The 12,540-nt window shown below is 37.7% G+C and carries 13 protein-coding genes; 7 read left to right on the top strand and 6 right to left on the bottom strand.

Features of this window, described 5'->3' with window-relative positions:
* Positions 1-144 precede the first annotated feature (144 nt).
* Positions 145-897 (bottom strand): sulfite exporter TauE/SafE family protein, encoded by a 753-nt coding sequence (locus ACTH6U_RS04615; RefSeq protein WP_441831663.1) that lies wholly within the window; start codon positions 895-897, stop codon positions 145-147.
* Positions 898-1,113: 216 nt separating this feature from the next.
* Between ACTH6U_RS04615 and ACTH6U_RS04620 the strand changes: the two genes are divergently transcribed.
* Positions 1,114-1,671, top strand: coding sequence for a helix-turn-helix domain-containing protein (locus ACTH6U_RS04620; RefSeq protein WP_294104573.1), 558 nt, complete (start codon positions 1,114-1,116; stop codon positions 1,669-1,671).
* Here the strand turns inward: ACTH6U_RS04620 and ACTH6U_RS04625 are convergent.
* The 4 genes from ACTH6U_RS04625 to ivbL form a co-directional block, all read right to left on the bottom strand.
* On the bottom strand, positions 1,668-2,330 hold the full coding sequence (locus tag ACTH6U_RS04625) for a hypothetical protein (RefSeq protein WP_294104575.1): 663 nt from the start codon (positions 2,328-2,330) through the stop codon (positions 1,668-1,670). The genes ACTH6U_RS04620 and ACTH6U_RS04625 overlap by 4 nt on opposite strands.
* Positions 2,331-2,589: 259 nt before the next feature.
* Positions 2,590-2,874 (bottom strand): acetolactate synthase small subunit, encoded by a 285-nt coding sequence (gene ilvN / locus ACTH6U_RS04630; RefSeq protein WP_294104577.1) that lies wholly within the window; start codon positions 2,872-2,874, stop codon positions 2,590-2,592.
* Between the two features lie 2 nt (positions 2,875-2,876).
* Positions 2,877-4,574, bottom strand: a complete 1,698-nt coding sequence (ilvB, locus tag ACTH6U_RS04635) for an acetolactate synthase large subunit (RefSeq protein WP_441831664.1) — start codon at positions 4,572-4,574, stop codon at positions 2,877-2,879.
* Between the two features lie 102 nt (positions 4,575-4,676).
* Positions 4,677-4,769 carry an ilvB operon leader peptide IvbL gene (ivbL, locus tag ACTH6U_RS04640; RefSeq protein ID WP_294104581.1) on the bottom strand — a complete coding sequence of 31 codons (93 nt, stop codon included), beginning with the start codon at positions 4,767-4,769 and terminating at the stop codon, positions 4,677-4,679.
* 379 nt (positions 4,770-5,148) lie between these two features.
* Here ivbL and ACTH6U_RS04645 point away from each other — a divergent pair, with 379 nt between their 5' ends.
* The 3 genes from ACTH6U_RS04645 (at position 5,149) to ACTH6U_RS04655 (ending at position 7,616) form a co-directional block, all read left to right on the top strand.
* Entirely contained in the window at positions 5,149-6,315 is a 1,167-nt protein-coding gene (locus ACTH6U_RS04645) for an MFS transporter (RefSeq protein WP_294104583.1), read from the top strand.
* Between the two features lie 114 nt (positions 6,316-6,429).
* A complete protein-coding gene (locus tag ACTH6U_RS04650; RefSeq protein WP_441831665.1) occupies positions 6,430-7,077 on the top strand; it encodes a GNAT family N-acetyltransferase in 648 nt (215 codons plus the stop codon).
* Between the two features lie 131 nt (positions 7,078-7,208).
* Positions 7,209-7,616, top strand: a complete 408-nt coding sequence (locus ACTH6U_RS04655) for a helix-turn-helix domain-containing protein (protein WP_336429500.1) — start codon at positions 7,209-7,211, stop codon at positions 7,614-7,616.
* 210 nt (positions 7,617-7,826) lie between these two features.
* On the opposite strand, the gene ACTH6U_RS04660 is transcribed toward ACTH6U_RS04655, so the two are convergent.
* A complete protein-coding gene (locus ACTH6U_RS04660) occupies positions 7,827-8,309 on the bottom strand; it encodes a DUF2938 family protein (protein ID WP_441831666.1) in 483 nt (160 codons plus the stop codon).
* Positions 8,310-8,666: 357 nt separating this feature from the next.
* On the opposite strand from ACTH6U_RS04660, the gene ACTH6U_RS04665 reads away from it, so the two are divergent.
* From ACTH6U_RS04665 to ACTH6U_RS04675, 3 genes are all read left to right on the top strand, one after another.
* Positions 8,667-10,244: a PTS transporter subunit EIIC gene (locus ACTH6U_RS04665; RefSeq protein ID WP_441831667.1), complete on the top strand. Its 1,578-nt coding sequence runs from the start codon at positions 8,667-8,669 to the stop codon at positions 10,242-10,244.
* Positions 10,245-10,257: 13 nt separating this feature from the next.
* Positions 10,258-11,619: a 6-phospho-alpha-glucosidase gene (locus ACTH6U_RS04670; RefSeq protein ID WP_441831668.1), complete on the top strand. Its 1,362-nt coding sequence runs from the start codon at positions 10,258-10,260 to the stop codon at positions 11,617-11,619.
* A 146-nt stretch (positions 11,620-11,765) separates the two neighbouring features.
* Positions 11,766-12,536 carry a MurR/RpiR family transcriptional regulator gene (locus tag ACTH6U_RS04675; RefSeq protein ID WP_441831669.1) on the top strand — a complete coding sequence of 257 codons (771 nt, stop codon included), beginning with the start codon at positions 11,766-11,768 and terminating at the stop codon, positions 12,534-12,536.
* Positions 12,537-12,540 lie beyond the last annotated feature (4 nt).

The following is a 12,540-nucleotide window of genomic DNA, read 5'->3' on the forward strand; positions in this document are numbered from 1 at the left end:
ATATTTAGTTGAGATTAAAAATCACGAATAATTAAATAAAAAGCATAATGCATGTGGTAATTGTAGCATAACCTATAGATTACCCTGCTAAATTAAATAAAAATAATTTATTATGTATTTGTGTTCTTAATAGAGTAATAAAAATTAAAGAACAAAGAAATAGCGATATAACAAAGCGATACCTGAAACTAAAATAACAATATTAATTGTCTTCAAGAAAGCTTCTCGAGATATTCTTAATGTAATATGTCGTTCTGCCCATGTACCTATCAACATAGCAGGTGAAAAAGCAAGAGCTATCAATAAGATATCAAGGTTAAGGTAAACGCCCATCACTAAAAAGATAATCACTCGAGTTAAGGTACTAAAGCCAATTAATGTCATTTGAGTTGTACGAAACCGCTGTTTATCTTCAATTCGACTCGATAAATACATCGCGTAGATAAAACCACCACTGCCAAATAAAGCACTAAAAACCCCACCAACGAGGCTAAATGGCACAACATACGCTTTAGAAAACGGGGCTTTTTTCTTCTTTGAAAAAAAAGCATTCAACACATAACCAATAACAAAAATCCCCAATAATAAAACAAGAATATCAGGACGTGTTTTTAATAAAATAGCCGCACCAATTAAACTTCCAACTACCATTAATGGAATAATCCATTTTATTTCCTGATAATCTGCATTTTTTCCATCTTTAAACAAATTTAAAACCGCCGCTGTTAAATCGATCAACGCTAATATGGGGACAATCATGCTTAAAGGTAGATAAAGTGCCAATACCGGCGTTGCAATTAATGCGGAACCAAAACCTGCCATACCAAAGACTAAATAAGCAAACAATAATGTGACAAAACAAATTGCCATATCAAGAGATAATAATTCAAATGGCATAGTCGTGAATTCCTTAATTTTTCAATTTTCCTACTATAAATTCTTCCGAGCACATTAAATAGTGTTATTTTTTTTGCAGTTAAAATATCAAATATTTATTATTAATAACCCTACATTATCTGCAAAATAATATATCTATATCGGTGATTTTCTGACATTTCATTTTCATGATGGTAGAATTAACAGAATAAATTAGAGCTTAAGGAAAGATGAGTCATGGATAAAAGGATTAATATAAAAATTGGGCAAAAAGTGCGCCTCTTAAGGCAAGCTAGAAACCTTTCCTTAAATGAATTATCTCGCCTATCTGGAATATCTAAAGCCGCATTATCTAAATTAGAATCCGGCGGCTCTAACCCACGCATTGATACTTTAGAGGCAATTGCGATTGCTTTACGCTTTCCTTTAAGTGATTTATTCACTCGCCAGCATGAGGCCTACCCCTATTTGGTAAAATCATCGCCTTCTGACGAAGATTACTCACAACAGTTTAAATTTCGCATTAATATGGGAAATATTTCAGAAATTTGGCAACTAAATATGAAACGAGGGGCTCTTATTAATAGCCCAGCACACATGAGTGGAACCCATGAACACATTATGTTGCATTCAGGTTCACTCATGTTACGTTTGAATGACTCTCAAACTATTGTACTGGAAGCAGGTGATTTTTATGCATTTAGTGGTGATTTGCCCCACGCCTACTTATGCATGGAAGAAGATGTACAAGCCACCGTTGTGATGACGTATTCCCATCTTAGTGATGGCATTTAAACCGCGATATGTTTTGCATCATAGCTAATGCGCAATACATTTTTCTTATATTTCATTGATTTTATAGAAAAATCCTCAATACATTCCAATGCATTTACATGCGTACCACCACAAGGCATTTCTTCCGTTTGATCAATATAACTAATGCGTAGTTCACCCTTTTGAATGATTTCTACAACCCGTTGACTGTTTAGGCTTTGATTAACAATTAATTCAATTTGCTGACTATCTAACTGTTCAAAAGGCGTCGCATCATCAGAGTACATGGTGAACTCAACGCGTGATTCATCAGGAAAATGATGTCCTTTTTGAGCCATCCAACCAAAGCGTCGCAATTCCCAGTTTAACAAATGCCCCGCTGTATGCAGAGCCGCATAGCGACGACGCTTTTCACCATCAATATGCGCTTTAACTTGTTCACCTTCATTCAGAACTAATTCATTCGGAATATAAGCAATAATTAAACCATTAAGCTGTTTCTTAATTCGAACAAGCTCATTATTTATCCAAGCAGTATCAACGGGTTGCCCACCACCTTGAGGATGAAAAATATTATCTGTCAGAGCAACCCAGCGCCCTTCTTCATCTTCTCCTTGTGCTAGTAGCATCGTTTCCACTTCATATTGATAAGTATCAGTAAGATAAATATTATTTTGCATAAAAATCAGCCTTTATAAATGCTTTCCCCAATAAGTGACGTCTTTATGGAGATTCTTTTTTCAATAACCTTGTTATATCACCACTGTTCGTTTTAAGAAACAATTCAATCTAAAAACAAACAAATGTTGCAATTTTGAGATTCAATACCGTTTATATCACTATAAAAGTAGCGTACTCTAAAATAAAAATCAGCCTGTAATCTATGTTCATAAAAAATTGAACACAGATCGCAGACTGATTAAAAGGAAGAATTAAGTCTTACTGCAAATAATTTTGCATGGTCTCAAACAAACGTAAATCATCGCTAAAACGAACCTCTTTTACATCTTCAAGTTTTTCGACTTGATTAACCATCTGAGATAAACGTTCGTCATTTTGAACTAATAGCCAAATACGGCTTTCATCTTTACCTTTTATAGGCATACAGAGAATGCCGTCAACGTTAAATGCGCGGCGGGCAAACAAACCACAAATATGTGACATCACCCCCGGATGGTTACGAACGATTAACTCTAATGCAATTGGTTGATATTCAAGTGTCATAATTACGCTCCGATCATGTCAATATTAGCGGCACCGGGTGGAACCATTGGATAGACCTTCTGATTTACATCGATCAAGGCATGAATTAAACAAGGACCTTTTCTATTCATCATGGCCTCAAGCGCCATTTCAGGATCAGCTTCATTATTTAAGTCACAAGTTTGTAAACCAAAGCCTGCCGCAATTTTAACAAAGTCAGTCTGATACGGATAAGCTGCAGCAAATATACGATTTTCAAAAAACAAATTTTGTTGCTGATGTACCATTCCTAAAGCTTGATTATTCATTAACACGATTTTTATATTGAGATTGTGCTCCGCCGCAGTTGCCAACTCCTGAATATTCATCATTAAACTTCCATCACCCGTAAAACAAACCACGGTTTTATCCGGATTCGCTAGCGCTGCACCAATAGCCGCGGGCAGACCGAAACCCATCGTGCCTAACCCACCCGACGTTAACCATTGGCGTGGGCGCGTCAAAGGATAAACTTGTGCGGCCCACATTTGGTGCTGCCCTACATCTGTGGTCACAATAGCCTCTTCCCCAGCAGCACGCGCCGTGGCAAGTACTAACCCATAATGGCTAAGTGGATTATCTGCTTCGCTTAGATCTAAAGCATAATTTTGTTTTAATTCATTAACTTGCTGCAACCATTCTTTACGCTCATTTCGTTCGACAAGTGGTAACAGTAATTCCAATATTTGTCCTGCATCTGCATGGATAGCAATGTCTGGCCGCTTAATTTTGCTGATTTCGGCTTTATCGATATCAACATGAATGATTTTTGCATTCGGACAAAATTTTTCAGCGCGACCAATCGCACGGTCATCAAATCGAGCACCGATAACAATCAGTAAATCAGATTCTTCCATCACCATATTAGTGCTACGAGCAGCGTGCATACCTAACATCCCCAGATAAAGCGGGTGCTGAATCGGTAACGTCCCCAAAGCCATTAATGTCATGGTAGTCGGTAATGAAGCTTTTTCTGCAAAAGCGATAGCTGTACTCGTTGACTCGGAACTAATAACACCGCCACCTAAATAAAGAACGGGATGCTTAGATTCATTGATCATTTTCGCTGCTTGAATGACTTTTTCCATCTCAAAGCTAGGTGGTTTATCTTTAGGCGAAATATCAGGCAATTCAGCTAATTCTATAGTTGCGGTTTGAACATCCTTTGGAATATCAATCCAGACGGGTCCCGGACGCCCCGATTCTGCGATACGAAATGCATCACAAATAACTTGTGGCAATTCATTGATATTACGTACCAAATAATTATGTTTAGTCACAGGAATGGAAATACCATAAGTATCCACTTCTTGGAATGCATCAGTACCGATCATGGAAGAAGGAACTTGACCAGTAATACAAACTAAAGGGATAGAATCTAGTTTTGCATCGGCGATAGCCGTAACAAGATTAGTAGCTCCCGGCCCACTTGATGAAATACATACAGCAGCTTTACCCGTTGTGCGGGCAATCCCTTGAGCAATAAAACCTGCGCCTTGTTCATGCCGCGCAAGAATGTGATGTATTTTTTTACTTTGCCCTAAAGCATCGTAGAAAGGTAATGCCGCGCCACCTGGTATACCGGAAACAAGCGTAATACCATGTTTTTCTAAGAGGTGAACAATTAATTCCGCGCCTGTATAACGGGTTTTCCGTGGTGATATTGTATCCGACTCGCTCATAATTTTTATCCTTCACTTGCCTGCGGGTCCAAGCGAAGAGTCATAAAAAACCCCGCTCGGTTTGCGCCGGCGGGGTTTCAAAATCTGCGTTGATTTGACCCGTTACGGCGCTAAGCCCACGACCACCACCACACGCACGACCACCGCGGCACATGGCGCGGTAAGTAGTAGTAGGTTTAAGTGATTAGTCGTCATATTCACGGGTTCTTCCTGTTTAATCTATCTTGTTTAAATTATTCATTTTTATTTTTTAACTGTCTTTAAGAAAACATAATTTTTTTCCCCTGACAATCCTTTTTTTTATTTTTATAACGTACACGCATTAAATGAGATCTAAGTCACAAACCATTCTATTAGTTGAATACTCCGATATTATTTGAAATATAAGAATAAATCACCAATAAAAATAGAGCGGAAATATTGCGAATCCCTCTTGACTTAAAGTCAACTTGAAGTTGTAAAATTCGATTCATGACTTAAACCAAAATGATTGCAGTTATAAAAATAACAGCATGAAAACTCCGTTTAATACAACAATAACAATAACATTTATTTTTAATATATTGAGGATCTCATGCCAAAATCAGTTTGGTGGTTAGCCATTTCTCTTTCTTTGTTTATAACTGGAAATGCGATTGTACTTTCTGTTGCTGTCGTGATCGGAGAATCTCTCGCGACAGATCCGACCTATTCAACAATTCCCTTATTAAGTCAATATGTTGGCCTAATTATGGCCACCATTCCAATTGCTTATTTAATGCAAAGGTATTCAAGAAGGATAGGTTTTATTATTGGAAATATTGGTGGGTTAATCGGTGCTATTCTATCAATTATTGGTGTTTTAGAAAGTAATCTCATTTATTTTTCGATTGGCTTATTCTTTACTGGAATTGCAATTGGTACTGCACAGCAATTTCGTTTTGCGGCATTAGATGAAGCCCCTAAATACCTACATGCCAAAGCAATTGGGTTAGTCATGAGTGGTGGTATTGTCGCCGCGCTCATAGGGCCGACCCTCGCAATAACAACTCAAGGATTTTTTGCAAAGTATCCATTTGCAGGGCCGTTCACTGCGTTAATCGGTATTTATTTGATTGCATTTCTTTTGCTGCTCATCGTTCCATTGAAGAAAATCACTAAAACATCCGAAGAGAAAAATGCAGTAAAACGTAGTTATAAAATTTTGTATTCTCAACCAATATTAAGATTAACTGCCTTTGTCAGTGCCGTGGGTTACGCGATTGTCGTTTTCACTTTCGCTTCAATTCCACTGTCGATGAAACAGCATGACTTTCCTTTTTCATCAATCGCAATTGTTTTTCAATTTCATATTTTAGGTATGTTTGCCCCTTCTTTCTTTACTGGGCTACTCGTACATCATCTCGGGGCTAAGCGTATTATTTTTTGTGGCGTCATTTTACTTATGTTATCTGCCGTCATGAACTTGATTGGTCATAGTTTTTATCACTATTTATTAGCGGGTATCTTTGTTGGTGTTGCTTGGAATTTAATATTAATCAGTACTACAAATTTATTACCTCACTGCTATGAACCTCATGAAAAAGCCAAAGTGCAAGGTATGACTGATTTTTTGATCTACTTTTTTGGTGGGGTTGGAAGCCTTGGTGCCGGTGTGTTATTTTTCACTTTAGGGTGGCAAAGCATGAATATTCTCTCTATCGTCATTTCGCTGCTAATTCTTTTAACCTACTGGCGGTTAAAAGCGCACATTCCTAGCTAAGCGATCACTAAGAGAATCCTGTAAAATATCAGTTTTATAAACTAGTCGAATAGCAATAAGTCCAATTAACTGAGTTTAAAAGCACTTGTTGCTATAATTAAAAAGGGATTGAAAATGTTAAATGAAAAATCGGATTTCGATGTTAGCGACTTAATCATAGAACCTCTTTCTGAGAACTCAGTTTTAGCATCGTCAGCGCTATTTTTTCAGTCTTTTGCTAATAAATTTAACAAACTTAAATTTTCGTCAAAAGCCGAACAACAATCTTTGTTCAATGAATTATGGAAATTACATTTTATTGAACAATCTGAGCAACAATTTGTTGCCTCTTATAAAGGCGAAATCGTAGCAGCCTTTGGTATCTGCATGGCAACTGATAAGCCAGTAGCAAACCTAAATTTTGCAAGTTCAGCACTCAAACTAAGTCGACAATTTGGGTTATTAAAAACAATAAAAGCCACATGGATCTGTTCGTTATTCAACCACTCACCGGATGATCATGAAGCCTATATCTCTTACATTGGGGTAAGTAACCAATTCCAAGGTAAAGGAATTGGTAAATATATTCTACGCTGGATTATGAAATACATAAGTAAAAACAATAATATAGATTATATCTCATTATATGTTGCACAGAATAATACTGGTGCAAAAAAGCTATATGAAAATTTAGGATTTACAGTAGATAAATATGAAAAATCGCTTATCACTCAACTTAGCATGAATGTTAATAGCTGGTTTTATATGAAATATGTATTTTAATTTACTTATTTTTTATAAATAAACTCGTTACTACATAATCACGATTTGTATTATACTTTGTTTAATCTTTATTTATTTTAAAACAACACAATGAGGGATATGCTGCAAATAAGAACCGTAGGAAATAAATTATGCATAAAGAAATATTAGTTTTATATAGCCAAAAACACACTCAATTCCAATCAATCATTATTAATGAATTAATTGATTGGATAGAAGTAAATTTAACTTGTCGTTTATTGCTTGATGATATTGCCAAAAAGTCAGGATACACAAAATGGCACTTACAACGTGTATTTCGAAAAATAGTTGGCATGCCGCTTGGTGAATATATTCGCCGTAGAAGGATCAGTGAAGCAGCAAAGGACCTCTGCTCAACAAACCTTCAAATCATTGATATAGCTTTAAAATACCAGTTTGATTCTCAACAATCATTCGCGAAACGATTTAGAACATATTTAGGTACATCACCATCCATATATCGAGTTTCGGGTTTTAGACACAATGACCCATTGTTGCTAAGGTCCAAGGTAGCTTGATAGTTCAATATGATAAAATATTATTTTAAAATCGTAAATTCTCTCAATTAAAGTAAGCTCTATGTGAAATACCACTAGAGCTTAATCTATTTAAAAATTAAAATTAATAAACTCTTAATGTTCTATTTTCTATTTTTGATATTATCGGAATAAAAAATAAATTTATAATTTTGCTGAAATAATAATTAGGATTTATTATTATCGTTTTTTTTAGATAACGTCGCTAATCACTAATCCCGTAAGATAAAGTCCAAGACCAAATGCACTATGAGCCAGAAAACTCATTAAACGGACTTTATTTGGATGCGGCGTTTTACACCCCATAACCCCGAAACCAAATCCTGGTTGCATCATAAAATAAGGTGCTGCAACTGTAATAACACCCCAAATATAAGCAGGCCAAAATGTAGGTTGAGCAAACCAACTATCCCCTACAAAATAGATAAAAATAAATGAAAAAATGATACCAATACCGTAATGAGCAGCCCAGCCAAGCGCACTTTCACCATATATCGCGTCACTTTTCATAATAGGATAGTGAAAAAAGCGTCCTTTAAATAAATAACCGACCCATCGACCAATCATAGACATACCAAGAGTTGGTATTTTGAATAATTTCAGTACTAATGACCAAATATCCATCACTATCGTAGCACCAATACCGAGAATAATAGCTAAAATGATTGTCGACACTTGTTTTTTCCTTTAATTAAAACTCAGTATTTTATCAATGTCAGATGACATTATATTTATCTGTATGTTTAGCCATACTAGCAACCCTAAAGCATTCAGCGTCAATTCATACGTGCTCTTTATGTCACTACTTCAAACCTTCCTTACTTAAATAATTAAAATGAGTTCTAGTTTTTCCACCGTATAAAAATTGGAAATTTAAAATTCCGTCAGTGAGCTGTATCACATGGCAAAAGGTAACATGTTACTTTTAAAGTGATATGTTTTTAAATCAATCAGATAGCTTGATTTTGATTAGTCGGCAACGCAAGATGCTGGAATGGTATTGAGTGTGAAATAACAATAACGAGACACTTTATGAAAAATATTATTAATGCCTTGCAAGCCTTCGGTAAATCACTTTACGGGCCCGTTCTGATCTTGCCCATTGTGGGATTGTATATTGCACTCGGTAATCTATTTGGTAACGGTAATCTTGCTGAATACTTACCTTTTTTAAATCACCCTATTATCCAAGGAACCGGTCAATTACTCGCTAAATCAGCGGTATCCCTTCTCAGTAACTTAGCGCTCATTTTTGCCGTTGGTATCCCGGTAGGACTGGCTAAAAAAGATAAAGGTTATGCAGGACTTATTGGTCTTGTCGCATTTATCATTTTTATTAATGCTATGAATATCATACTAACCCAGCAAGATAAATTACTGCCTATAGAAACAATGAGAGCAGCAGGTCACGGTTTAGTACTTGGCGTACAAGTGCTAGAAATGGGCGTTTTTGCAGGCATATTAACGGGCGGATTTTCAGGTTGGCTCTATAACAAATATTCAGGCCGTCAATTCAACGGCATCATGGCAATCTACTCAGGCCATTGTTTTGTCTCTATTATCACCATTCCTTTTATGATCTTACTTGGCGTGCTGATGAGCGAAATTTGGCCATTTGTTCAAGCCGGGATCACCAAACTGGCTCTTGGCATTCATGGTGCAGGTGCTTTCGGGCCGATGATTTATGGCTTTCTCGAACGCATACTGATCCCAACGGGCTTACACCACCTCGTTTATACCCCATTCCTCTATACCGAGCTTGGTGGCGTACAAGAAGTTTGTGGCACCGTATACCAAGGCGCACGCAATATTTATTTTGCTGAAATGGCGTGTCCGTCGGTCACTAAGCTTAGCCCTACCGTGGTGTGGGATGCCCGTGGTATTTCAAAAATGTTTGGCCTAACCGCTGCCGCAGCAGCAATGATTATGTTAGCTAAGAAAGAGAAAAAACAAATCGCCAAGGCTATTTTGATCCCAGCTGCTGCAACGTCCCTTTTACTGGGTGTCACCGAACCTTTAGAATTTTCATTTCTCTTTGTCGCCCCAATCCTTTTCTTTGCTCATGCCATTTTAACAGGCATCGGCATGATGCTGTTCTACCTATTCGATGTCCATGCTATCGGCGCAAATGGCGTCATCGATTTTGTCTTATATAACCTGCCATTAGGCATCGAAAAGTCAAACTGGCCTATGTATGTCTTAGTCGGTGTGATTATGGCTGCGCTCTATTTTGTCACCTTCCGTTTCCTAATTTTGAGATTCAACCTTAAAACACCAGGACGTGAAGCTGATGACGAAGAAACGCGCCTCTATAGTAAAGCGGATTATCAGCAACAACCACAATCTACTGCATCGTCCACGACACCGCTTACTGAAACCGGACCTGTCGGTGAGCAAATTATTGCAGGACTGGGTGGAAGAGAAAATATCGACAGTGTTGACAACTGCTACACCCGTTTGCGAGTCACTGTAAAAGATGCTGATGTCATCAATGAAGAAACGTTAAAACAAACAGGTGCCAAAGGCGTTGTGCGCCATGGGAATAGTGTACAGGTAGTCTATGGACTGCATGTCAAAAAAATGAGAGAAGCGGTTGAAGCCGTACTTTAATAGGAGAAATAACATGAATAAACCCCCATTCATTCTGAGTATCGCGGGTGGCGGCAGTACCTATACGCCAGGAATTGTAAAAAGCCTAATGGTGCGCTTAACTGACTTTCCAATTGCTGAAATTCGGTTGTACGATATTGATGCTAATCGCCAAAATGTTATCGCACCAGTGGTAGAAAAAGTAATTCGCGATCATAGCGAAACCATTAAATTTACCGTCACCACAGATCCAGAAACGGCATTCAGTGGAGCACATTTTGTGTTTGCTCAAATGCGCGTAGGCCAGTATGCCATGCGTGAACAAGATGAAAAAATCCCACTGCGCCATGGTGTTGTAGGTCAAGAAACTTGCGGCCCTGGTGGTCTAGCCTATGGACTGCGTACCATTTTGCCAATGGTTGAGTTAATTGATTTTGTAGAAAAATATGCTGATAACGCATGGATTGTGAACTATTCTAACCCCGCAGCTATTGTGGCAGAAGGTGTTCGCCGTTTACGCCCTCATGCCAAAGTACTCAATATTTGTGACATGCCAGTCGCCGCGATGCGTAATATGGCAGCGATCCTCAATGTTGACCGCCATGACCTTGATGTAGACTATTTTGGACTAAATCACTTTGGTTGGTTCACATCTATACGCGTTAAAGGTGAAGAGAAACTGCCTCAGTTACGTGAGCACATCGCAAAATTTGGCTTATTAACGGAAGATGCCGCACAAACAGATCCACAACACTCAGACCCTTCATGGGTCAAAACTTGGCGTAATATTCAGCCTCTAATGGAAGCATTCCCAGATTATATTCCTAACCCATATCTACAATATTATTTAATGGCTAATGATATGGTTGAGCACCAAAATCCTGAGTATACTCGTGCCAATGAAGTGATGGATGGTCGTGAAAAGCGTTTATTCGAAGCGGCTCGCGTTTATAAAGAAACCGGTATTTTACCTGATGCTTTCCACGTTGGTGTCCATGGTTCCTTTATCGTTGATGTTGCTTGCTCATTAGCCTTTAATTTACGTCAACGTCATCTAGTGATTGTTGAAAATAAAGGGGCAATTGCTAGCCTACCTTTCGATGCAATGGTCGAAGTTCCCGCTTACATTACAGCCCATGGTCCAGAACCAATTCGTATTGGTGAAATTCCACGTTTCCATCAAGCGCTGTTAGAGCAACAATTAGCCTCTGAACAACTATTAGTTGAAGCGACTCTTGAAGGAAATTACGAAAAAGCGTTACAAGCTTTTACATTAAATAAGACCGTTCCATCTATGGTTCACGCGAAAAAAATTCTGGATGATATGATTGAAGAGAACAAAGCTTATTGGCCTGAGCTGCGTAAACAATATCAAGAAGGTAAATTGATAGCGTAATCAGCGTCAAAGGTTGTGACTTAAATAGAGAAACAACTCTTTACTTGCACTTCATCTGAAATGGATAAAGAATGCTGATAATCTTAACTATCAATCAGCATTCTTTTATCTTATTTCTCAGATGACTTGAAGAGGGGAAAATCTCAGTGTCCAATCGATTAGCCTCTTTGGTTGCAAAGGCCGGTGATTTAACGAAAGCTGAATACCGCATACTCTCTTTTCTGACTCATCATCCTGAAAAAATAGGACAGCTCACGATCCGAGAGCTTGCAACGCTCAACTATGTTTCTACCACTACCATTATGCGGTTGTGTAAAAAACTCGATTTCTCAGGCTACAGTGAACTGATTTATTATTGTAAACAACAGCTTGCAAACCCACAAAAAGAGCGCCCTGCTTTATCATCCATTGAAAATCGCGATCCTTTATTTTCTCAATTTCAGCTCAATTACCAAAACACACAATCTTTAATACCTGATGTAACAAAACACGCCTTTATTAAATTAATTAATGAACAAAATGCTTTTTTTATTTATGGAGCGGGATTTTCGCATATATTTGCCCAATATATCAGTAAGCGTTTACAGTTATTAGGCAAAGAAGCCTTTTTATCTGGGCTCAGTGATAGCAAAAATATCTTTATAAATAATGCATCTCGCTACTCAGTATTTTTAGCTGTTTCGCGCTCAGGAGAAACTGAGCAAGTTTTAGAAAAAGTACGCATAGCAAAAACAATAGGTATGACGGTAGTAGCCTTTACCCGTGCAAGTGCAAACAGTTTAGCGTCCATGTCAGATTTGCATTTCCCTATCTATGACGATGCTGTGAGCTATCACAATGATACTATTGAAATATCTTCATTCGAATCAAATTTAGTGATGATGTTTGATTTGCTACTGTTGCAGGCTTTGTTTTGAGTAA

This window comes from Providencia sp., from assembly GCF_052096715.1.
GTDB lineage: Bacteria > Pseudomonadota > Gammaproteobacteria > Enterobacterales > Enterobacteriaceae > Providencia.

Excerpts from the sequence above, each read along its gene's own strand:
- ivbL (WP_294104581.1), bottom strand. The coding sequence starts at position 4,769 with ATGACGACTAATCACTTAAACCTACTACTACTTACCGCGCCATGTGCC.
- ACTH6U_RS04620 (WP_294104573.1), top strand. The coding sequence starts at position 1,114 with ATGGATAAAAGGATTAATATAAAAATTGGGCAAAAAGTGCGCCTCTTA.
- ACTH6U_RS04625 (WP_294104575.1), bottom strand. The coding sequence starts at position 2,330 with ATGCAAAATAATATTTATCTTACTGATACTTATCAATATGAAGTGGAA.
- ilvB (WP_441831664.1), bottom strand. The coding sequence starts at position 4,574 with ATGAGCGAGTCGGATACAATATCACCACGGAAAACCCGTTATACAGGC.
- ACTH6U_RS04665 (WP_441831667.1), top strand. The coding sequence starts at position 8,667 with ATGAAAAATATTATTAATGCCTTGCAAGCCTTCGGTAAATCACTTTAC.
- ACTH6U_RS04645 (WP_294104583.1), top strand. The coding sequence starts at position 5,149 with ATGCCAAAATCAGTTTGGTGGTTAGCCATTTCTCTTTCTTTGTTTATA.
- ACTH6U_RS04650 (WP_441831665.1), top strand. The coding sequence starts at position 6,430 with ATGTTAAATGAAAAATCGGATTTCGATGTTAGCGACTTAATCATAGAA.
- ACTH6U_RS04670 (WP_441831668.1), top strand. The coding sequence starts at position 10,258 with ATGAATAAACCCCCATTCATTCTGAGTATCGCGGGTGGCGGCAGTACC.
- ACTH6U_RS04655 (WP_336429500.1), top strand. The coding sequence starts at position 7,209 with ATGCATAAAGAAATATTAGTTTTATATAGCCAAAAACACACTCAATTC.
- ilvN (WP_294104577.1), bottom strand. The coding sequence starts at position 2,874 with ATGACACTTGAATATCAACCAATTGCATTAGAGTTAATCGTTCGTAAC.
- ACTH6U_RS04615 (WP_441831663.1), bottom strand. The coding sequence starts at position 897 with ATGCCATTTGAATTATTATCTCTTGATATGGCAATTTGTTTTGTCACA.